We start from the raw sequence: 19,029 nt of genomic DNA on the forward strand, positions 1-19,029 counted from the left end.
GGGGGTGGACAACAACTGCCTGTTCTGCCGCATCGTCGCGGGTGAGATCCCGGCCACGGTCGTGCATGAGACCGACACCACGCTCGCCTTCCGCGACATCGACCCCAAGGCGCCCGTGCACGTCCTGGTGATCCCCAAGGAACACCACGCCGACGTGGTCACCCTCGCCCAGAACGATCCGGCCGGCTCCGCCGACCTCCTCGCCGCCTGCGCCGTCGTCGCCGAGACCGAGGGCCTGCTCATGGAGGGATTCCGGCTGCTCTTCAACACCGGGGCGTACGCCGGGCAGGAAGTTTTCCACGTGCACGCCCACGTCCTCGGCGGCGAGCCCCTCGGTCCCATGCTGGCACCCCGATGAGCGCCGCCCTCGGGCGCTACGAGCGCGCCGCCCGCAAGGCCCAGGCCGACGGCCGCATCCCGGCCCTGTCCGTCGCCCTGCACCGGGCCGACCGCGAGCCGTGGGTGTTCACCATCGGCGACTCCGGCCGACCCGAACACCCGCTGAGCCCCGACAGCCGCTTCCGGATCGGCTCGGTCACCAAGACCTTCACCTCCGTCCTGGTCATGCAGGCCCGCGACGAGGGGCTCCTCGACCTCGACCGGCCCATCTCCGCCTACCTTGACGTGCCCGCGCACGGCGACGCCACCATCCGCCGGCTCCTCTCGCACACCGCCGGCTTCCAGCGCGAACCCGACGGCGACGTCTGGGACACCCTCGTGCCGCCCGACGCCGACGGCCTGCTCGCCCAGCTCGACCGGGCCGAGCGCGTGCTGCCCAACGCCCGGCAGTTCCACTACTCCAACCTCGGCCTCGCCGTCCTCGGCCAGCTCGTGGCCCGGCTCCACGGCACCACCTGGGAACAGCTGCTCGCCGACCGGATCCTCCACCCGCTCGGCCTCGACGCCACCACCGCCGACGCGCCGGCCCAGGCCGCGGTCGGCTACCTCGTCGACGAGTACTCCGACGCCGCCCGGCCCGAACCACAGATGCCGTTCGGCGGCGTCGCCCCCGCGGCCCAGCTCTGGAGCACCGCCACCGACATGGCCCGCTGGGCCGCCTTCCTCGTCTCACCCGAGCTGGCCGACCCCGGCGGCAAGGTCCTGGCCGCCGCCACCGTCGACGAGATGCGCTGGCCGCTCACCACTCGCGAGGAAACCGTCTGGGCCAGCGGCTTCGGCCTCGGCCTCCTGCTCGCCCCGCAGGCCCGCCGGGCCGTGCACGTCGGGCACGACGGCGCCATGCCCGGGTTCCTCGCCGGCGTCTACGGCCGCCGCGGCGACGGCGCCCCCGACGGGCTCGGCTGCGCCGTCCTCGGCTCCTCGGGCACCGCCGGCCAGATCAACGAGCTCGTCCACGAGCTGCTGCGGCTCACCGTCGAGGCCGACCCGGCCGACATCAAGCCCTGGAAACCGGCGGCGCCCGCACCCCGTGAGTACCGCTCGGCGCTCGGCGTGTGGTGGAGCGAGGGCAGCCCGTTCGTCTTCTCCTGGCACGACGGCGCCCTCCAGGCCCGGCTCCCCGAGGCGCCCGCCGACCGGCCGCCGGCCGTCTTCCGGGCCCTGCCCGGCCGGCCCGACGTGCTGCGCACCGTCTCCGGGCGCGAGGCGGGCGAGCTGCTGCGCCTCACCCGCGACGACACCGGGGCGATCGTGCGCATGCACTGGGCCACGTACCGGTTCACGCGCGTGCAGGAGGCGTTCGACGGCGGCCCGGCGTGGGACGGCCCCGAGGACGGTTCCGGGCGATAATGGCATCGGCGGCCGAGCGGCCCAGCGGATACGATGGCACGATCCTTCGAAACGCGTCGCAGTGTCAGCGACGCAGGACACGAGAGCAGGTGGCGGAGGCCCTCTGGGCCGCCCTATGACCGGTACGCCGAACCCTTCCAGCGCGGGCTCCAGCGGCGCGGCGCGGGTACAAACCAAGATCTCGGTCTCCGACCCGAAGATCATGGTTAACCTGCTGGGTGCCAAGGACGAAATCCTGCGGCTCATCGAGCGAACCCTCGCCAGCGACGTCCACGTCCGCGGCAATGAGATAACCATCACCGGCGACCCCGCCGAGAACGCCACGGCCGAACGACTCTTCTCCGAGCTGATCGAGCTCATCGAGAAGGGCGAGACGCTCACTGTCGACTCGGTCCGCCGTACCGCGAACATGCTCGAGGAGAACACGTCCGAGCGGCCGGCCGAGGTGCTGACGCTCAACATCCTCTCCCGGCGCGGGCGCACCATCCGCCCCAAGACCCTCGGCCAGAAACGCTACGTCGACGCCATCGACGAGAACACGATCGTCTTCGGCATCGGCCCCGCCGGCACCGGTAAGACGTATCTGGCGATGGCCAAGGCCGTGCAGGCGCTGACCGCGAAACAGATCAGCCGCATCATCCTGACCCGTCCCGCGGTCGAGGCCGGCGAGCGGCTGGGCTTCCTGCCCGGCACGCTCACCGAGAAGATCGACCCGTACCTGCGTCCCCTCTACGACGCCCTGCACGACATGCTCGACCCCGAGTCGATCCCGCGTCTCATGGCCGCGGGCACGATCGAGGTCGCGCCGCTGGCCTACATGCGTGGCCGGTCGCTCAACGACGCGTTCATCATCTTGGACGAGGCGCAGAACACGACTCCCGAGCAGATGAAGATGTTCCTGACTCGTCTGGGGTTCGGGTCGAAAATCGTGGTCACCGGCGACGTCACGCAGGTGGACCTGCCGGGTGGCACGAGCAGTGGGCTCAAGGTTGTCCGCGAGATCCTGCAGAATGTCGAGGACGTGCACTTCGCCGAACTGTCCAGTGCCGACGTAGTCCGGCACCGCTTGGTGGCGGAGATCGTCGACGCGTATGCGCGATATGACGCCGCGCAGGAGCAACACGCCGCATCCGTTCACGCCGTGCCGGGGCGCGCCGCCACTGGCGGCCGTTCCGGGCGTAGGCGCTAGGTTCAAGGGGTAAAGACCACCACTATGTCCATCGAGATCGCCAACGAGTCGGGAGTCGAGGTCGACACCGACGCGATCCTCGCGGTGGCCCGGTACGCGCTCGACGAGATGGGGGTCAACCCGCTCGCCGAGCTGTCGATCCTGCTCGTCGACACCGACTACATGGCCGAGCTGAACCACCGCTGGATGGGTGGTGACGGCCCCACCGACGTCCTCGCGTTCCCGATGGACGAGGGTAGCGTCGACCACGGGCCCGGCGAGGCCGGCACGGGTGAGCCGGCGCTGCTCGGCGACATCGTGCTGGCCCCCGAGGTCGCGTCGAAGCAGGCCGCGGCGGCCGGTCACTCGGCCGCCGACGAGCTGCACCTGCTGACCGTGCACGGCGCTCTTCACCTGCTCGGATACGACCATGCCGAGCCGGAGGAAGAGCGCGAGATGTTCTCGTTGCAGAACCGCCTGCTGCAGGCCTGGCGGGCGACCAGGCAGGCCGGCTGATCCCGGTGGACCCCGCACCTCTACTCGCGGCAGGCCAGGCCTCGGCGGGCCTGCCGGACGTGCAGCTGATCACCTTCGCGGTGATCCTGGTTCTTCTGGCCGGGCTGGCCTCGATGGCCGACGCGGCGATCGCCACGGTCTCGCCCGCCCGCGCCGCCGAGATGGCTCGCGAGGGACAGCGCGGCGCGGCGGCGCTGGCCGCGGTGGCCAAGGACGTGGTCCGTCACCTCAACCTCCTGCTGTTGCTGCGGCTGCTCTGCGAGCTGACGGCGACGACGATGATCGCGCTGGTCGCGGTCGACAGCTGGGGGATCGGCTGGCAGGCGGCGCTGGTGACGGCCGGTGCGATGACGGTGGTCAGCTTCGTCGTGGTCGGGGTCGCGCCCCGGACGGTGGGTCGGCAGCACGCGTACGCGGTGGGCCGCGCGGCGGCGCCGCTGGTGCGCTGGCTGGGGAAGGTGCTCAACCCGCTGGCCTCGCTGCTGATTCTGATCGGTAACGCGGTGACGCCCGGCAAGGGTTTCCCGGAGGGCCCGTTCGGCAGCCAGGTCGAGCTGCGGGAGCTGGTGGACCTCGCCGAGCAGCGTGGTGTGGTCGAGCACGGCGAGCGCGACATGATCCATTCGGTGTTCGCGCTGGGTGACACGATCGCCCGCGAGGTGATGGTGCCGCGTACCGAGATGGTGTGGATCGAGACGTCGAAGACGCTGCAGCAGGCGCTGTACCTGTTCCTGCGCTCCGGCTTCTCGCGGATCCCGGTGATCGGGGAGAGCGTCGACGACGTGCTCGGCGTGCTCTACCTGAAGGACGTGATCCGCAGCACCCAGTCGGGCGACGCGGCAGCGACGGCGCAGGCGGTGGCCGAAGTGATGCGGCCGGCGACGTTCGTGCCGGAGTCGAAGCCGGTCGACGACCTGTTGTCGGAGATGCAGGCGGCCCGCACGCACCTGGTGATCGTGGTGGACGAGTACGGCGGCACGGCGGGCCTGGTCACGATCGAGGACATCCTCGAGGAGATCGTGGGCGAGATCACCGACGAGTACGACGTCGAGCGCCCGCCGGTCGAGCATCTCGAGGACGGTGCGGTGCGGGTGACCGCGCGGCTGCCGATCGAGGACCTCGGGGAGATCTTCGGGGTGGAGCTGCCGGCCGACGAGGTGGAGACCGTCGGAGGGCTGCTGGCGCAGACGCTGGGCCGGGTGCCGATACCGGGTGCGAAGGTCGATGTGGGTGGCCTGCATCTGGTGGCCGAGGGCACGACCGGGCGCCGCAACCGGATCGATTCGGTGCTGGTGCGCAGCAATCAACCGCCGAAGCGTCCCGCCGAGCCGGATTCCGAGACCGAGACCGAGGAAAGACTGACCGCCGATGCCTGACCAGACCTTTGCCGGCGCCGCCGTGCCGGCGACGACCGACGGCTCGGCGCTGAGCGCCGAGGACAACAAGCTGGTCACTCTGGCGCGTAGCGCACGCGCGCGGGTGGGTGCGGTCGAGGGTGCGGCCGTACGCGATCAGGACGGCCGGACCTATGCGGCGGCGACGGTGTCGATGCCGAGCCTGGCCGTGACGGCTCTGCAGCTGGCGGTGGCGTCGGCGGTGGCGTCGGGCGCGGCGCGGCTGGAGGCGGCCGCGGTCGTGACCGAGGCGTCGGAGCTGGACGGCGCCGGTCACGCGGCGGTGCGTGACCTGTCGGCCGATGCGCCGATCCATGTGGCCGCGCCGACCGGGGTGCTGCTCGGCACGGTCACCGCATGAGCGAGCCCGAGCGCAGGCTCACGCCGGGCGAGCGCAATGAGCTGCGGCGCCAGGAGCGTCGTGCGGCCCGCCGGGTCGAGGGCGCCGGCGACGGTCAGAAGCGCGGTGCGGGTGCCGGGACGGCCGGTCAGAAGCGCGGTGCGGGTGCCGGGACGGCGGGGCAGAAGCGCGGATCGGCGGCGGGAGCGGCTGGGCAGAAGCGCGGTGCGGGGGCGGCCGGGGCCAGGCGGGATGCCAATACTGGAGCGGCGGGCGGGAAAGGCGCGGGGGACGGTGGTTCGCGTCGGCCGAGTCAGGGGCGCCGGGACGCCGCTGATGCCTCGGCGGCGGGACGGGCCTCTTCCGGCGGGACGTCCCCGGGGCGTACCTCTGAATCGCGAGACGTGACCACCAACCGTGAGCAACGGGCAAAGCAGGACGTCGGCCAGAAGGTCCACCGGCATGCGGAGGCGGCGCGGAGCGACGCGACGAACGGCACCTATCGGGCCGGCTTCGCCTGTTTTGTCGGGCGGCCGAACGCCGGCAAGAGCACGCTGACGAACGCGATCATCGGGCAGAAGATCGCGATCACCTCGAGCAAGCCGCAGACGACGCGGCATGTGATCCGCGGAATCCTGCACCGGGAGGACGCGCAGCTCGTGCTGGTGGACACGCCGGGGCTGCATCGGCCGCGGACGCTGCTGGGGGAGCGGCTCAACGATCTCGTACGGGAGGTGTGGAGCGAGGTCGACGTGATCGGCGTGTGCTTCCCGGCGGACGAGCCGGTGGGGCGCGGCGACCGGTTCATCTCGGCGGAGATGGCCGAGCTCAAGGCGACGGTCCTCGCGGTGGTGACCAAGGTCGACCTGGTGAGCCCGCAGCGGCTGGCCGAGCATCTGCTCGCGGTGAGCAAGTTGTACGCCTTCGCGGAGATCGTGCCGGTCAGCGCGGTGTCGGGGCATCAGGTGAGCCATCTGGTCGACGTGATGATCAAGTACCTGCCGGAGTCGCCGCAGCTGTACCCGGACGACGTGCTGACCGACGAGCCGGAGCAGATGCTGATCGCCGAGCTGATCCGGGAGGCGGCGCTGGAGGGGGTGCGGGACGAGCTGCCGCACTCGATCGCGGTGCTGGTCGAGGAGATGATGGTCGAGGGCGCGCTCACGAAGATCTACGCGGATCTGTACGTGGAGCGCGACAGCCAGAAGTCGATCGTGATCGGGGCGCGGGGCGCGCGGCTCAAGGAGGTCGGCAGCCAGGCCCGGCGGGAGATCGAGCAGCTTCTCGGTGGCAAGGTTTACCTCGATCTTCACGTGCGCGTAGCCAAGGAATGGCAGCGTGATCCTCGTCAATTACGCAAGCTGGGTTTCTGATTTTGCGTACTATGGGATAATTCACGCTGGTTTGCTCCGGGGTGCGTTGCTTGGGTAAGCCAGTGGTCCTATGCGTACGCGTAACCAGTACCTGGACCTTCTGCGTGCCGTCGCGACCGTTCGCGTGGTCGTCTATCACTCCACCGGCTGGGCCGCGCTGAGCGTCGTCTTTCCGGCGATGTCGGTGATGTTCGCGCTCGGTGGCTCGCTGATGGCGGCCTCGCTCGACCGCTACGGCCCGTGGGCGGTGGAGAAGCGGCTCCACCGGCTGCTGCCGTCGCTGTGGCTGCTGGTCGCGATCGCGGTGCCGGCGATGCTCTCGATCGGGCTGGTCTGGGACTGGCGGCTGCTGATGTGGGCGTTCCCGCTGCAGGACCCGCCGGCGACCGGGTTCTGGCTCGAGGGGCTGGCGGCCATGTGGTACCTGCGGGACTTCCTCTGGCTGATCCTGCTCTCGCCGTTGCTTCTGCCGCTGTTCCGGCGTGCGCCCTTGATGACAATCCTTTTCCCGTACGTGGCCCTGGCCGTCATCACGTTCTCCGGGCTGACGCCACCGCCCGTCCTGCGCGACCTGGCGCTCTACGGTGGGGCGTGGCTGCTCGGCTTCGCGCACCACGACGGCCTGCTGAAGCTCACCCGCCGGCGCTGGTGGCTGGTGGCGGTGCTGGCCGTGGCCGGGGCCGCCTGGACGATCACCCATCCGGGGCCGCGCGGGTTCGACCTCAACGACATCCCGCTCGGGAATGCGCTCTGGTCGGCGGCCTTCATCCTGGTCGCGCTCGGGGTGTCGCCGATGGTGCGGCCACGCCGGGTGCTGACCGTGCTGAACGCGCGGGCCCTGACGATCTACCTGTGGCACGTGCCGCTGATCGTCGCGGTGGCGCGGTTCGCCGAGTGGTCGGGGCTGCCGATCTTCGGCTGGGTGGGCATCGGCTGGCGGCTGGCCGTGGTGGGGGTGCTGCTCGCGGTGATCGTGCTCGCCGTGGGCTGGGTGGAGGACGTGTCCGCCGGGCGGCGGCCCGCGCTGATCCCCGGTGCCGCCCGGCGGCGGGTGCCGGTCTCGCCCGCACCCGCCTACGCCTTATCGCGCGCGGACTAGCAGCGGCTGGGCCACCTGACCGATCTTTCCCGACTCATCGGCCAGCGACGCCTCGGCCAGGCCCAGGCCGTCGTCGCTGAGGATGGTGCGGGTGGCCATGTGCACCCACTCGCCCGCGGGCTCGCGCAGCAGCGTGGTCGTCATGGTCGGCGGGATCGACAGCCATTTGTCCCAGGGCAGCTCGGCCGAGAGCCCGTTGGCCGAATCGGCCACGATCAGCACCCGGTCCTGCCCGGTGATCGGCACGCCGTCGATCAGCGGCATCCGCACCCGGGTCCACACGTGCGTCTCGCCGAACGCGTCGAGGCTGCCGAGGGTGCACCGCCACTCGATCGAGCGGCCGTAGCCCCAGCTGCCGCCGAACAGGTCTTCCCGCTCGGGCCGCGGCGGAACCGGCTGCGGCTCGGTCACCACGGGCGGCTGCGGGCCGGGCGCGATGTGCCAGGCCCGCGCGGTCACCGCCGGACGGCCGTCGACCACCATCCGCGCCTCGTTGAGCGCGGTCAGCCGGCCCGGCTTGACCTGCGACACCTCGACCCGGAACTCGCGGCGCGGTATCGGTCCGAGGAAGTCGACGGTGATGCGGGCCAGTCTCAGGCCGTCGAGGCGCAGCAGGTGCCCGAGCAGGGCGGCCGGCGGTCCGCCGTGCTGCATGGCGCTGTCCCACGGGCTCTCGGTGAACTCGGTCGGTGCGTAGCGGTCGTCACCCAGCGGCTGGTAGTAGCTCACGGAGTCGAGGCTACGGTCACGTCCCCACTGCCGGCCCGCACGTCGATCACATTCTTCGCCGTGGCGTCGTTCTGCACGCTGCGGTCGACGGTCAGGTCGCCCGAGCCGGTGCTCGTCACCAGCTTGTACTTCGCGTCGGCGGGAACCATGACATGCATGTCGCCGCTGGTCGTGTGCGCGGTCACCGAATTGGCCGCGGCCAGGGACACCTGCACGTCGCCGGAGGTGACCCGGACGTCGACCGGGCCGCCGGCGTTGAGCGCCTGGATGTCGCCCGAGGTGGACTGGATCTTCACGGAGCTCTTGGCGTCGATCACCCGGATGTCGCCCGACGTGGCCCTGATCTGCACCGGGCCGGTCGCGCCGGTCACCGTCATGTCGCCCGACGTGACCTCGAGGTCGGTGTCGGCGACCCCGTCGAGGCGCATATCGCCGGAGCGCTCCTTGCCGCGCACCTTCACGCCGGCCGGGGTCTTGATCTCGTACGAGACCGAGCAGTTCACCCCGCACGAGGTGTCGATGGTCAGCGTCGTGCCCTGCAGCTTGTAGGACTCGCCGGGGTTGGTCGCCCGGCGGATCACCCGGTGGATCGTCGTCTGGGTGACGTCGGCGGTGGAGGTCACCGACACGTCGCCGGCGCCGCCGGTCAGCACGATGTCGGTGATCTTGCCCTTCTCGGTGTCGTCGTAGGTCATCTTGGCCCCGATCACACCGGCGCAGCCGCTGAGGCCGGCCGTCGTCGCGGCGATGAGGGCGAGGACTCCGGCGCGCCGGAACGGGGTCGTGGTCATGGCCTTGACGCTATTCGCGCGGCCCCGGCCCACACCATCGGTCCTCTCACTGAGCCACCCCGGAGATGACCCTGAGACCGAGTCAGGGTTTGTCGTACGCCCGGGGCAGAATGGCACCCGTGCCCACCGGTTCCGGCTACCGCCGACAGCTCTACCGCGACGACGCGGTCGTGCTGCGCGTGCAAAAGCTGGGCGAGAGCGACCGGATCATCACGCTGCTGACCCGCCACCACGGCCGGCTGCGCGCGGTCGCCCGCGGCGTGCGGCGCACCATGTCCCGCTTCGGCGCCCGGCTCGAGCCGTTCGGCCACGTCGACCTCCAGCTGGCCGGCTCGCCCGAGGGCGTCGGCAGCTCGCTGCACTCGGTCAGCCAGGTCGAGGCCGTCGCCCTCTACGGCAAGCAGTTCCTCACCGACTACCCGCGCTACACGGCCGCGAGCGCCATCGCCGAGACCGCCGAGCGGCTCACCCCCGTCGAGCGGGAGCCGTCGCTGCGCCTGTTCCAGCTCACCCTGGGCGCGCTCAAGGCGCTCGCCGCCGGTGAGCACGCCGGCGGCCTGGTGCTCGACGCCTACCTGTTGCGGGCCATGGCCACGGCCGGCTGGGCGCCCGCGATCGCCGAGTGCGCGGTCTGCGGCACCCCCGGCCGGCACGCCGCGTTCTCGGTGCCGGCCGGCGGCGCGGTCTGCCCCGACTGCCGCCCGCCCGGCTCGGCCCATCCGGCGCCGGCCACGCTGGCCCTGATGAGCGCGCTGACCGCCGGCGACTGGCCGGTCGCCGACGCGTCCGAGTCGCCGGTGCGCCGTGAGTGCAGCGGCCTGGTCGCCGCCCACCTGCAATGGCACATGGAGCGGGCGCTGCGCTCGCTGCCGCTGGTCGATCGACGGGAGACTTCCTGATGCCGCGTCCGCCCACCCCGCACCTGTCCGGGGCTCGCCCGCCCGAGCTGCCCAAGGGTTCGCTGCCGCGCCACGTCGCGATCGTGATGGACGGCAACGGGCGCTGGGCCAAGGAGCGTGGCCTGTCCCGCACCAAGGGCCACGAGCAGGGGGAGCACTCCCTCTTCGACACGATCGAGGGCGCGATCGAGCTCGGCATCCCTTACCTTTCCGCCTACGCCTTCTCCACCGAGAACTGGAAGCGCTCGCCCGACGAGGTCCGCTTCCTCATGGGCTTCAACCGCGACGTCATCCGCCGGCGCCGCGACCAGCTGGTCGACCTCGGCGTGCGGGTGGTCTGGTCGGGCCGGGCCGGTCGGCTGTGGAAAAGCGTGATCCAGGAACTGCAGACCGCCGAGCAGATGTCGAAGAACAACAGCACGCTCACCCTGCAGTTCTGCGTCAACTACGGCGGCCAGGCCGAGATCGCCGACGCGACCGCCGCGATCGCCCGCGACGTGGCGGCCGGCCGGCTCAAACCCGACCGGGTGACGGAAAAGACGATCGCGAAATACCTCTACCACCCCGAGGTGCCCGAGGTGGACCTGTTTCTGCGCCCGTCCGGCGAGCAGCGCACGTCGAACTTCCTGCTCTGGCAGTCGGCGTACGCGGAAATGGTCTTCCTCGACACGCTCTGGCCCGACTTCGACCGCCGTCACCTGTGGTACGCGTGCGAGCTGTACGCCAGCCGCGACCGCCGGTTCGGGGGCGCCGTGCCTAATCCCGTTGCTCCGCCTAAGTCATCAGAATCCGCACCGTAGCGTCCACGTCGGAGAGATCCGGCAGGACGGCGTGCGCGCCGGCGAGCACCAGGTCGGCCATCTTGGTCGACCCGGTGGCCACCCCGACCGCGAGCGCGCCGTTGGCCAGTGCCGCGGTGACGTCGTGCACGGTGTCGCCGATCACGACCGGGGCGAACCGCTCGCCGTACTTCGCCTCGGCCCGCTCCAGGCTCCGCCGCACCAGGGTGGCCCGCACGCTGTCGTCGGTGCCGTAACCGCCGACCTCGGCGTCGAAGGCGTCGGCGAGGTCGAAGGCGGCCACCTTGGCCCGCGCGACCTCCGGCACGTTCCCGGTCACGAGCGTCTGCACCACGCCGGGCTCGTCGCCGAGCCGGTCCAGGACGGCCCGGACCCCCGGCATCAGGGCGCCCTGCTCGCCGAACTCGTGCTGGACCTTCCTGACCTGTTCGACGTACCGCAGGAAGAAGCGCTCCGGCGTGCAGTCGGTGACCCCGTGCACGGCGAAGACCTCGGCGCAGATGTCCATGTCGGTGCGGCCCCCGAAGACCGGGCTGGCCAGCCACTCGAGGCCGGTGACCTCGGTGAACGCCCTTTGCCAGGCGCGACCGGCCACCCCGCCGCCGCGCAGCAGGGTGTAGTCGACGTCCCACATGACCAGGCGTCTCACTCTTGCAGTGCCCGCTCGATGTGCGCGACCTTGGCGGTGAGGGCGTCGGTGACTCCGGGCCGCACATCGGCCTTCAGCGACAGGCTCACCCTCGTCCCGTCCTTGGCCACGGCCTCCACGGCCTGCTTGACCACGGCGAAGCATTCGTCCCACTCACCCTCGATCGTGGTGAACATGGCGTCGGTCCGGTTGGGCAGCCCCGAGGCGCGCACCACCCGGACGGCCTCGGCCACGAGATCTCCCACCGACTCACCCACGCCCAACGGCGTTACCGAAAACGCAACAAGCATGCAGCCATCGTCCCAGCCCGATCCGGTTAAGCAGCAAGTCCCAGGCAGATCCTCGTTTCCTTGCCGTGTCGCGACGAGAGAGCGCTCTCACGTGTTGGCGGGCCACCTGCCGGGCCGCCGGGATCGGGAGCGGGGATCGCGCTTTCTCGCAGGTGAGGCCCGGATTTCCACCGACGTTGCCCCTTCGTCCCGCCCGCAACCGGTTCGGATCCCCACCTCGGTTTTGGTCCTCCCTCTTGTTGCTCCGCTAGATGTCTAGCGCCTACGGTAGTCTCATGACAACAGACGCTATACTCGAAAATGCCGTCGGACCTGCGGAGGCGCCCATGAGCGAAGCCCTCATCAACCTGGATGACGAAGCGCTGGCCGGTGTCGCGAAGATGCTCGGCACGACGGGCAAAGAGGAAACGGTCAATGCGGCGCTTCGCGAGCTGGATCAGCGTCGGCGTCGGATGGAGGCCTTCGACGAACTCGCGAAGTTGGCCGAGGAGGGTGTGTTCGACGACCTCCTCGACAAGCGGAACTACCGCGCATGAAGAGGGTCGGGTTTCTGGTCGACACGAGTGCCTTCGTCCGGATGACGAGCAATCCCGATCTGCTGGGTGCTCATGCCTGATCGCATCTACGAGCGCGCCCAGAATGTGCAGGAAGGGCTGACCGAGCGCGGAACCCATCGATCGCCCGGGCCGGTCGATCTCCTCGTCGCCGCGACCGCGGAGGCCCACGGTCTCACGCTGCTTCATTACGACCGTGACTTCGTGCAGGTCGCCGAGGTCACCGGGCAGAGGGTGCGGTGGCTGGCCGATCCGGGGTCGATCGACTGATCGTTGTCGGGCAGTACTGTGCTGGTGTGAGCGACCTGAAGACAACTGCCGCGGCGGCGGGGACGTGGTGGTTGGGGGATCGGGTCGTCAACCGGATGGGGTTTGGGTCCATGCGGCTCACCGTTGATCCGGATGTCGAAAAGGCCGTTCGGGTGGTGCGGCTGGCGGTTGAGTTGGGCGTCGACCACATTGATACGGCGGCGTTCTATTTTTCGCCGGGGGGAATCCTTGAGGTGGGGGACGGCCCGGCACGGTATGCGACGGAAATTCTGCGGCGCGCTCTGTCCCCGTACGCGGGGAAGGTTTTGATTGGTACGAAGGTGGGGCCGGGGATTCTGCCGGATGGGGAGTGGGGTGAAGCCCGGACGGCGGCTCAGCTGCGGTTTCAGGTTCTGGAGAATCTGCGGCGGCTCGGAGTGGAGCGGCTCGACCTGGTGAATCTCCGGGTGTTTCGGGGTGCAGACTCGATCGGGGAACGGTTCGCGGCGCTGGCGGCCATGCGGGACGAGGGGCTGATCGGGCAGCTGGGGCTTTCCGCGGTTCGGGTCGAGCAATTGGATGAGGCCTTGGGAATAGCGCCCGTCGCCTGTGTGCAGAACAGTTTTTCGGTCGATCAGCGGCGCAGTGCCGAATTGCTGAAAATATGCGGTGAGCGGGGGATCGCGTTCGTGCCGTTCTTCGCGATCGCCGGGACCGGGCGGGAAAGCGGCGCCGGCCCGGAGCAGAACGCGGCGGTCACGCGGGTGGCCGCGCGGCACGGCGTCACGGCGCATCAGGTGCGGCTGGCCTGGACGCTGCATCAGGGGCCGCACGTGCTGGCCATTCCGGGCACCGGCAGCGAAAAGCATATGCGCGCCAACATCACGGCCGGCGCGGTGCGGCTCAGCGCGGACGATCTGGACGACCTCGGCTAGCCGCGCAGGAGGGTGCCGAGCTCGGCGGCCAGGCGGGTGGCTCCCTCTATCTCGGCCTTGCGGATCGAGACGCTTTCCACGTGGAAGCCGTAGGGCATCCCCAGCCGGGTGCAGAAGTCTTGCAGGTCGCGGGCCATGGAGAGGCATTCCCGGTACGAGTCGGCTAGTGGGTCGGGCGAGTGGCGCAGAGTGTTCTGGAGCCAGCGGGGGACGTCGACGCCCAGCCACTTGAGGAACTCGAGGGTCTTGGGCGAGCCGCACAGTGACAGGGTGAAGATGACCGGGCGCGGCGGCAGGGAGCGTTCGGCGCACGCGTAGAAGTAGTCGGAGATCAGGTTCTTGGTGTCGCCGACGTCGTAGATGACCTGGGAGATGAAGAAGCTGCAGCCGCGTTCCTGCTTGGCCAGCATGCGCAGGTGCTCGTCGCCGGAGCGGGTGTGGCGCTCGCTGATGACGACCGCGCCCAGCGGGAGGTCGGGGCGGATCTCGGATCGCAGCTGCTGGGCGCGGCGCAGGTCGGTGCGGACCGGTTTGTCGCCCGTCGAGGCGCCGACGAAGACGCTCAGCACCCGGCCCGGGTCGGTGTCGGCCAGCCACTTGCGCAGCTCGTCCTCGTCGTACTTGCCGACGCAGCGGTAGATGACGACCGGGCGGTCCCAGTCGCCGAGGTGCTCGTCGTGGAACGAGGCCGGGTCGAGCGTGGGCAGGTACGGGAACGGGCGGTCCGCCGCGTTCCGGTCGGACTCGTCCGTGATGTCGTACAGGATCAGGCCGTCAAGATCTAAGCGGGACAACCGCTCGAGCGTGACCGAGGCGATCTCCCGGGCCCGCTCGGAGCTGGTGTTCTCGCGCGGCGGGGTGATGCCGAACAGCAACACCCCGCTACGCCCCTCGGACAGCATGGCCTGCAGCGTGGGTCGTGACACCGCAACAGCGTAGAGAAACGCCGCCTCAGTGGTTCGCGCAGCAGGGGGTGGGGTTCCGCGTTTCGAACGGTACGAGGACGCCGCCGGCCGCCGGCGTGGCGGTGAGAATCAGCTCGCCGGAGCGGAACTGCGGGCGGACGAAGTCGCGGGTGTCGAGCCGATCGTCGGGGGAGGCGGCGCCCGAGCCCAGCACCTCGACCTTGTCGATGGCGCTCACCTCCAGCAACTCGCCGACGGTGAGCGGGCCGACCAGTTTGTCCGATCCCGGAAAGACGACCGCGCGGCCGAATTTGCCGGCCAACGCGGCCTCAGCGGCCGGCCTCAGCTCGTCATTGAGACGAAATTTTTTGCTAAATCCGGACAAGCTGATTGCGACGTGCCGATACGGCACCGGCACGAGGTGCGTGCAGGCGAAAGCCGGCGCCGGGGAGAGAGACAGAATCCAGTGATCCGCCTCCGACAGCTCCCGGTGCCCGAGACTGACGCCGACCGGCTCCCCCTTCGACGGGGAGCCGACCGACACCGAGCGGTACAGAGTCACTTCGGGAGAACCCAGATCGGGTTGGTGTAGAACCACAGGTCGGCCCACGGGTCGGCGTCACCGATCACATCCAGCTTCGGGCCGTACGGGTCGACGGACGTTCCCATCAGGCCGGGCTGGGTGCGATTGCCGTCGGTGCCGCGCACGCGTACGTAGAACGGCTTGTCGAGGCGGCCGAGGGAGTAGCTCAGCGACACGCTCTTGGCGCCCGCCGAGATCTCGAACGACTTGACCACCTTGGTGTCCGGCGCGGTGTAGCTGTCCTTGTCGGCGACCGGACCGGTCACGGTGCCGACGATCACGTCGACCCGCTTGAGCACCGGCACGAAGTTGGCCCAGTTCGGCCGGTCCTGCAGGTCGATCTCGAGGGTGATCTCGGTCGAGGTGCCGCGCTTGACGTGCACGGCGCCGCCGAGCGGGGTGCCGGAGTCGCCGCGGCGGTCGCCGGCGACGCGGACCCGGGCGTCGAGACCCTTGATCAGCCGGCCGTGGTCGACCCAGACGCGGCCGGCGCGCAGGCCGTCCATGACCGCCTTGTACGAGAACGAGGACGTCCCGACGTTGGTACGCCCGTAGAAGCCGGGCCAGAAGTCGCCCGCCGTGGTCAGCGTCTTGCCGGTGTAGACCGGGTCGTTGTACCGGCCGTTGGCCTCGAAGTCGCTGCCCGGCCCGCGGTCGGACTGGTCGAGGTAGACCACGTGCGAGTCGGAGTTCACCGTGATCCACCACGCCTTGCCCTCGGCGAGCAGGCTGTCCCAGAGGCCGCCGACCGTGGCGGTCATCCAGTCGAAGCCGCCCCAGGTGCGGTAGCTCTCCAGCGGGTAGCCGACCCACGAGGCGGCCGTCGGATTGTTGTTGTAGAAGCCGCGGGCGCTGCCGGCGCCGCCCGGGGCCGGGATACCGGCGGCCTGGTGGCCGGGCGCACCCTCGAAGCCGACCGCGACGGTCGGGTCGGCGTCGCGCCAGTTGCGGATCTCGTGCGGCGAGTCGAGGCCGCGCCGGGCCGGGTGGTTGGCGAGGAACAGCGCGCCGTCCACCTTGCGCGCCTTCACCTGCGAGGCGAGGAACTTGATGCCGGCGACCGCGGCGGCCTCGTTCTGCGCGTCGGTGTTCGTGGCCGGCAACTGCGAGCCGTCGTACGTCTGCTCGAACTGCTTGAGCACGTCGACCTCGTGCCGGCTCGGCGTCACGAAGACGGTGGCGTGCTCGGCGCCCGGGATGTTCCACTCCAGACCCTGGAACGTCAGCAGGTCGCGCAGCTCGGACCGGGTCTTCTGGATGTCCGGGTTGACCTTCTCCACGCCGATCTTGGCATGCGCGTTGCTGCCGTGGTCGGTGATGACCAGCCAGTCGAGGCCGTACGCGTGGCCGTGCTGCGCCTGGTCGAGCACCCGGTATTGCGCGTCCGAGCTGTACTGCGTGTGGATGTGGTGGTCGCCGGCCAGCCACCGGAAGCCGCCCTTCTCGGCGCCGCCCCCGGCCGGGCCGTGGGCGTGCGGGAGCCCGGAAGCCTGTACCGCCGCCGGGGTGGCCAGCACGGAGGCGGCCGCGCCCGCGCCGAGCAGTCCGGCGCCGCGCAGGAAGCCGCGGCGGGAGACATCGGACGGCGACAGCTCGCTGTCCGGGATGCTCAGGTCGAGGGCGGCGGGAAGATCGCCGCCGGTCTCCACAAGATCGTCGTGCGAGTGGTCGTGGCCGTGACCCATGTCGGTGCTCCCCATGAAAGATCGACACATGCGCTTTGCGCGAAACCCTCGCGGCGGCACCTGTCCATCTCGTGACGGGGCGGCGAACTTAGTTCGTGATCGGTCGAAACAGGCCGGTCAGGATCGTCGTGGTGATCACGATCGCGGCCAGGACGACCGCGCCGGCGACGAGCAGGACATCGGCGCTCGTGAAGGTCTGGCGCCGCGCGTAGGTGCGCGGGACCGACGAGTCGAAGCCGCGGGCGTCCATCGCCACCGCGAGCCGGCCGCCCCGGCGCAGGGCGCTCACCAGCAGGGCGAAGGCGATCCCCGGGAAGGTCCTGATCCCGGCGTCCACGCCGCGGGCCCGGCGCGCGAGCGTCAGCGTCTGCCATTCGGCGCCCAGCAGCGGGAGCAGCCGGAACGCGGCGAGCGCGCCGATCGCGAACCGGGCCGGCGCCTTCGCGTTCTGCACGAGCGCGTCGGCCAGGTCGGTGGGGTCGGTGGTGGCGAAGACGATCACGCCGGGCAGCGCGATCGCGAACAGTCGCAGGACAAGACCAAGACCCGTGACGAGTACGCCGGTGGTGATGTCGAACGGCCCGAGGTCGACCAGCAGCCGTCCGGAGCGGTCGGCCGCGAACAGCACGAGCGTAAGCAGCACGCCGAGACCCGCCAGCAGCAGCGGCCAGGAACGCCGGGCGATCGTCGCGTAGCGCAGGCCGAACAGCGGTAGCAGGGTGAGCTCGACCGCGATCGCCAGGGCTGGGGTGAGCGGGTCCAGCGTGGTGACCAGCGGGAGCGAGAAGAGCAGGGCGGCGGCGAGCTTGGCGACCGGGTTGCGCCGGGCCAGCGGCGCCGCCGGATCGGCGACCGGCTGCATGGCAAAACTCATGGGCGCCGCCGCCGGGGGAGTGGGTCGTGCACGCGCGGCGCCCCGAGCGGGAGGGTGCGGTCGGCCAGGGTCTGCACGAAGTCGTCGTCGTGGGTGACCGCGACGACGGCGTGGCCCTCGTCGCGCAGCGTCGCGAGCAGCGTGACCAGCTCGATCCAGGTGCGCCGGTCCTGGCCGAAGGTCGGCTCGTCCAGCACCAGCAGGCGCGGCGCGGTGGCCAGGGCCGTCGCCACGCTCAGCCGGCGGGCCTCACCGCCGGAGAGGGTGTACGGGTTGGCCTGCGCCAGCTTGGTCAGTCGGAGCCGCTCGAGCAGCGCGTCGACGATCCGCCCGGTCTCCTCGTCGGACAAGCCGACCCGGCGCGGGCCGACGGCGAGCTCGTCGGCGACCCGGGCGGTCACGAACTGATGCTCGGGGTTCTGGAAGACCGATCCGATCCGCTGGGTGAGCGTCGCGGCCCGCCACTTGTGCGGCGGACGCGGGTCGCCGAACGCGGTGACGCTGCCGCCGGTCGGGGCGAGCAGCCCGCCCAGGACGAGCGCGAGCGTCGACTTGCCGGCGCCGTTCGGCCCGGTCACCGCCAGCACCTCGCCCGCGCCGACGCACATCGAGACCGGGGCCCTCAGCCGCTGCCCGACCGTGACGTCCTCGGCGCGGGCCAGTTCCTCGGTGGCCGGCGTGCGGGACTTCAGCGGCGGGATGTCGAAGCCGGGCACCCAGACGCCGTCGGCGGTGAGCCGGTCCCCGTACGACGCGAACACGACCTCGGGATCGCCGTCGGCCCGGATCCCGCCGCCCGGCTCGAGCACGACGACCCGGTCGACCAGCGGCAGCGCCTCGGCCACCCGGTGCTCGACCACGATCAGCGTGGTGTCGTCGTCGCTTCGCTCCTGCGCGCGGGCGATGCCCTCCCGCACCAGCGCCGCCCCGGCCGGGTCGAGGTTCGCGGTCGGCTCGTCGAGCAGCAGCAGGCCGGGCCGCAGCGCCAGCACGCCGGCCAGGGCGAGCCGCTGTGCCTCGCCGCCGGAGAGCGCCCCGGTCGACCTGGTGATCGGGTAAGGGAAGCCGACGCGGTCGAGCGCGTCGCTGACCCGTGGCCAGATCGCGGCGGGCGGGACCCCGCGATTTTCCAGTCCGAACGCGACGTCGTCGCCGCTGCGGGCCATCACCAGCTGGGTCTGCGGGTCCTGGAAGACGATGCCGGTCCGGTCGCGGGCCTCGCGCGGCTCGCGGCCGTCGATGGTGACGCGGCCGGCCGACTCGCCCGAGTCGTCGGGGAGCAGGCCGGCCAGCGCCGCGAGCAGGGTGCTCTTGCCGGCCCCGGAAGGACCGAGCAACAGCACCCGCTCGCCGTGCTCGATGGTCAGGTCGACGTCGCGGATCGCCCACGCGCGGCGGCCCGCGTGCCGCCACCCGAAGCCGCGGAGCTCGACCCTACTCATGATTC

The 19,029-nt window shown here is 70.8% G+C and carries 22 protein-coding genes; 13 read left to right on the plus strand and 9 right to left on the minus strand.

All coding sequences use genetic code 11. The features are described 5' to 3' along the window. Positions 1-4: 4 nt before the first annotated feature. From A3CQ_RS0119680 to A3CQ_RS0119715, 8 genes are all read left to right on the plus strand, one after another. Positions 5-358, plus strand: a complete 354-nt coding sequence (locus A3CQ_RS0119680) for a histidine triad nucleotide-binding protein (protein ID WP_020512665.1) — start codon at positions 5-7, stop codon at positions 356-358. Then, entirely contained in the window at positions 355-1,749 is a 1,395-nt protein-coding gene (locus A3CQ_RS0119685; protein WP_020512666.1) for a serine hydrolase domain-containing protein, read from the plus strand. The genes A3CQ_RS0119680 and A3CQ_RS0119685 overlap by 4 nt, the downstream gene beginning before the upstream one ends. A gap of 115 nt (positions 1,750-1,864) precedes the next feature. Then, the gene (locus tag A3CQ_RS0119690; protein WP_020512667.1) at positions 1,865-2,938 is read left to right on the plus strand and encodes a PhoH family protein; all 1,074 of its coding nucleotides are present in this window, start codon (positions 1,865-1,867) and stop codon (positions 2,936-2,938) included. Positions 2,939-2,962: 24 nt separating this feature from the next. After that, positions 2,963-3,433 carry an rRNA maturation RNase YbeY gene (ybeY, locus tag A3CQ_RS0119695; RefSeq protein ID WP_020512668.1) on the plus strand — a complete coding sequence of 157 codons (471 nt, stop codon included), beginning with the start codon at positions 2,963-2,965 and terminating at the stop codon, positions 3,431-3,433. 5 nt (positions 3,434-3,438) lie between these two features. Next, positions 3,439-4,809: a hemolysin family protein gene (locus A3CQ_RS0119700; RefSeq protein WP_026205905.1), complete on the plus strand. Its 1,371-nt coding sequence runs from the start codon at positions 3,439-3,441 to the stop codon at positions 4,807-4,809. Next, positions 4,802-5,188, plus strand: a complete 387-nt coding sequence (locus A3CQ_RS0119705) for a cytidine deaminase-like protein (RefSeq protein WP_020512670.1) — start codon at positions 4,802-4,804, stop codon at positions 5,186-5,188. Before A3CQ_RS0119700 ends, A3CQ_RS0119705 begins: the two co-directional genes overlap by 8 nt. 383 nt (positions 5,189-5,571) lie before the next feature. Continuing rightward, positions 5,572-6,540 carry a GTPase Era gene (era, locus tag A3CQ_RS0119710; RefSeq protein WP_020512671.1) on the plus strand — a complete coding sequence of 323 codons (969 nt, stop codon included), beginning with the start codon at positions 5,572-5,574 and terminating at the stop codon, positions 6,538-6,540. A 70-nt stretch (positions 6,541-6,610) separates the two neighbouring features. After that, positions 6,611-7,639: an acyltransferase family protein gene (locus A3CQ_RS0119715; RefSeq protein ID WP_020512672.1), complete on the plus strand. Its 1,029-nt coding sequence runs from the start codon at positions 6,611-6,613 to the stop codon at positions 7,637-7,639. Here the strand turns inward: A3CQ_RS0119715 and A3CQ_RS0119720 are convergent. Beyond that, positions 7,622-8,368, minus strand: a complete 747-nt coding sequence (locus A3CQ_RS0119720; RefSeq protein ID WP_020512673.1) for a thioesterase family protein — start codon at positions 8,366-8,368, stop codon at positions 7,622-7,624. The two genes, A3CQ_RS0119715 and A3CQ_RS0119720, sit on opposite strands and share 18 nt — an antisense overlap. Next, positions 8,365-9,159, minus strand: coding sequence for a DUF4097 family beta strand repeat-containing protein (locus tag A3CQ_RS0119725; RefSeq protein WP_020512674.1), 795 nt, complete (start codon positions 9,157-9,159; stop codon positions 8,365-8,367). The genes A3CQ_RS0119720 and A3CQ_RS0119725 overlap by 4 nt, the downstream gene beginning before the upstream one ends. A 110-nt stretch (positions 9,160-9,269) precedes the next feature. On the opposite strand from A3CQ_RS0119725, the gene recO reads away from it, so the two are divergent. Both recO and A3CQ_RS0119735 read left to right on the plus strand, forming a co-directional pair. After that, complete coding sequence (gene recO, locus A3CQ_RS0119730) at positions 9,270-10,058, plus strand: DNA repair protein RecO (RefSeq protein WP_020512675.1); 789 nt, start codon at positions 9,270-9,272, stop codon at positions 10,056-10,058. After that, a complete protein-coding gene (locus A3CQ_RS0119735) occupies positions 10,058-10,858 on the plus strand; it encodes an isoprenyl transferase (protein ID WP_020512676.1) in 801 nt (266 codons plus the stop codon). Before recO ends, A3CQ_RS0119735 begins: the two co-directional genes overlap by 1 nt. On the opposite strand, the gene A3CQ_RS0119740 is transcribed toward A3CQ_RS0119735, so the two are convergent. Then, entirely contained in the window at positions 10,833-11,507 is a 675-nt protein-coding gene (locus A3CQ_RS0119740; RefSeq protein ID WP_245577276.1) for an HAD family hydrolase, read from the minus strand. The genes A3CQ_RS0119735 and A3CQ_RS0119740 overlap by 26 nt on opposite strands. After that, entirely contained in the window at positions 11,504-11,797 is a 294-nt protein-coding gene (locus A3CQ_RS0119745; RefSeq protein WP_026205906.1) for an MTH1187 family thiamine-binding protein, read from the minus strand. The genes A3CQ_RS0119740 and A3CQ_RS0119745 overlap by 4 nt, the downstream gene beginning before the upstream one ends. Before the next feature lie 326 nt (positions 11,798-12,123). Here A3CQ_RS0119745 and A3CQ_RS0119750 point away from each other — a divergent pair, with 326 nt between their 5' ends. From A3CQ_RS0119750 to A3CQ_RS0119760, 3 genes are all read left to right on the plus strand, one after another. Then, on the plus strand, positions 12,124-12,333 hold the full coding sequence (locus tag A3CQ_RS0119750) for a type II toxin-antitoxin system VapB family antitoxin (protein WP_020512679.1): 210 nt from the start codon (positions 12,124-12,126) through the stop codon (positions 12,331-12,333). A 72-nt stretch (positions 12,334-12,405) separates the two neighbouring features. Continuing rightward, positions 12,406-12,621: a PIN domain-containing protein gene (locus A3CQ_RS53445; protein WP_020512680.1), complete on the plus strand. Its 216-nt coding sequence runs from the start codon at positions 12,406-12,408 to the stop codon at positions 12,619-12,621. Positions 12,622-12,647: 26 nt separating this feature from the next. Next, positions 12,648-13,535: an aldo/keto reductase gene (locus A3CQ_RS0119760; protein WP_020512681.1), complete on the plus strand. Its 888-nt coding sequence runs from the start codon at positions 12,648-12,650 to the stop codon at positions 13,533-13,535. Here A3CQ_RS0119760 and A3CQ_RS0119765 read toward each other — a convergent pair. The 5 genes from A3CQ_RS0119765 to A3CQ_RS0119785 all read right to left on the minus strand — a co-directional run bounded on the left by A3CQ_RS0119765 (position 13,532) and on the right by A3CQ_RS0119785 (position 19,024). Next, positions 13,532-14,461, minus strand: a complete 930-nt coding sequence (locus A3CQ_RS0119765) for a methylenetetrahydrofolate reductase (RefSeq protein ID WP_245577277.1) — start codon at positions 14,459-14,461, stop codon at positions 13,532-13,534. The genes A3CQ_RS0119760 and A3CQ_RS0119765 overlap by 4 nt on opposite strands. Before the next feature lie 25 nt (positions 14,462-14,486). Further along, entirely contained in the window at positions 14,487-14,984 is a 498-nt protein-coding gene (locus tag A3CQ_RS0119770; protein ID WP_026205907.1) for a hypothetical protein, read from the minus strand. Between the two features lie 14 nt (positions 14,985-14,998). Then, on the minus strand, positions 14,999-16,723 hold the full coding sequence (locus tag A3CQ_RS0119775; RefSeq protein WP_020512684.1) for a CehA/McbA family metallohydrolase domain-containing protein: 1,725 nt from the start codon (positions 16,721-16,723) through the stop codon (positions 14,999-15,001). Between the two features lie 73 nt (positions 16,724-16,796). Continuing rightward, entirely contained in the window at positions 16,797-17,582 is a 786-nt protein-coding gene (locus A3CQ_RS0119780) for an energy-coupling factor transporter transmembrane component T family protein (protein WP_026205909.1), read from the minus strand. Further along, complete coding sequence (locus tag A3CQ_RS0119785; protein WP_020512686.1) at positions 17,579-19,024, minus strand: ABC transporter ATP-binding protein; 1,446 nt, start codon at positions 19,022-19,024, stop codon at positions 17,579-17,581. The genes A3CQ_RS0119780 and A3CQ_RS0119785 overlap by 4 nt, the downstream gene beginning before the upstream one ends. Positions 19,025-19,029 lie beyond the last annotated feature (5 nt).

The organism is Paractinoplanes globisporus DSM 43857, assembly GCF_000379645.1.
Classification (GTDB): Bacteria; Actinomycetota; Actinomycetes; order Mycobacteriales; family Micromonosporaceae; genus Actinoplanes; species Actinoplanes globisporus.

Coding starts and splice junctions, on each gene's coding strand:
- A3CQ_RS0119685 (WP_020512666.1), top strand. CDS start 355: ATGAGCGCCGCCCTCGGGCGCTACGAGCGCGCCGCCCGCAAGGCCCAG.
- A3CQ_RS0119690 (WP_020512667.1), top strand. CDS start 1,865: ATGACCGGTACGCCGAACCCTTCCAGCGCGGGCTCCAGCGGCGCGGCG.
- ybeY (WP_020512668.1), top strand. CDS start 2,963: ATGTCCATCGAGATCGCCAACGAGTCGGGAGTCGAGGTCGACACCGAC.
- A3CQ_RS0119705 (WP_020512670.1), top strand. CDS start 4,802: ATGCCTGACCAGACCTTTGCCGGCGCCGCCGTGCCGGCGACGACCGAC.
- A3CQ_RS0119715 (WP_020512672.1), top strand. CDS start 6,611: ATGCGTACGCGTAACCAGTACCTGGACCTTCTGCGTGCCGTCGCGACC.
- A3CQ_RS0119725 (WP_020512674.1), bottom strand. CDS start 9,159: ATGACCACGACCCCGTTCCGGCGCGCCGGAGTCCTCGCCCTCATCGCC.
- recO (WP_020512675.1), top strand. CDS start 9,270: ATGGCACCCGTGCCCACCGGTTCCGGCTACCGCCGACAGCTCTACCGC.
- A3CQ_RS0119735 (WP_020512676.1), top strand. CDS start 10,058: ATGCCGCGTCCGCCCACCCCGCACCTGTCCGGGGCTCGCCCGCCCGAG.
- A3CQ_RS0119745 (WP_026205906.1), bottom strand. CDS start 11,797: ATGCTTGTTGCGTTTTCGGTAACGCCGTTGGGCGTGGGTGAGTCGGTG.
- A3CQ_RS0119750 (WP_020512679.1), top strand. CDS start 12,124: ATGAGCGAAGCCCTCATCAACCTGGATGACGAAGCGCTGGCCGGTGTC.
- A3CQ_RS53445 (WP_020512680.1), top strand. CDS start 12,406: ATGCCTGATCGCATCTACGAGCGCGCCCAGAATGTGCAGGAAGGGCTG.
- A3CQ_RS0119775 (WP_020512684.1), bottom strand. CDS start 16,723: ATGGGGAGCACCGACATGGGTCACGGCCACGACCACTCGCACGACGAT.
- A3CQ_RS0119780 (WP_026205909.1), bottom strand. CDS start 17,582: ATGAGTTTTGCCATGCAGCCGGTCGCCGATCCGGCGGCGCCGCTGGCC.
- A3CQ_RS0119785 (WP_020512686.1), bottom strand. CDS start 19,024: ATGAGTAGGGTCGAGCTCCGCGGCTTCGGGTGGCGGCACGCGGGCCGC.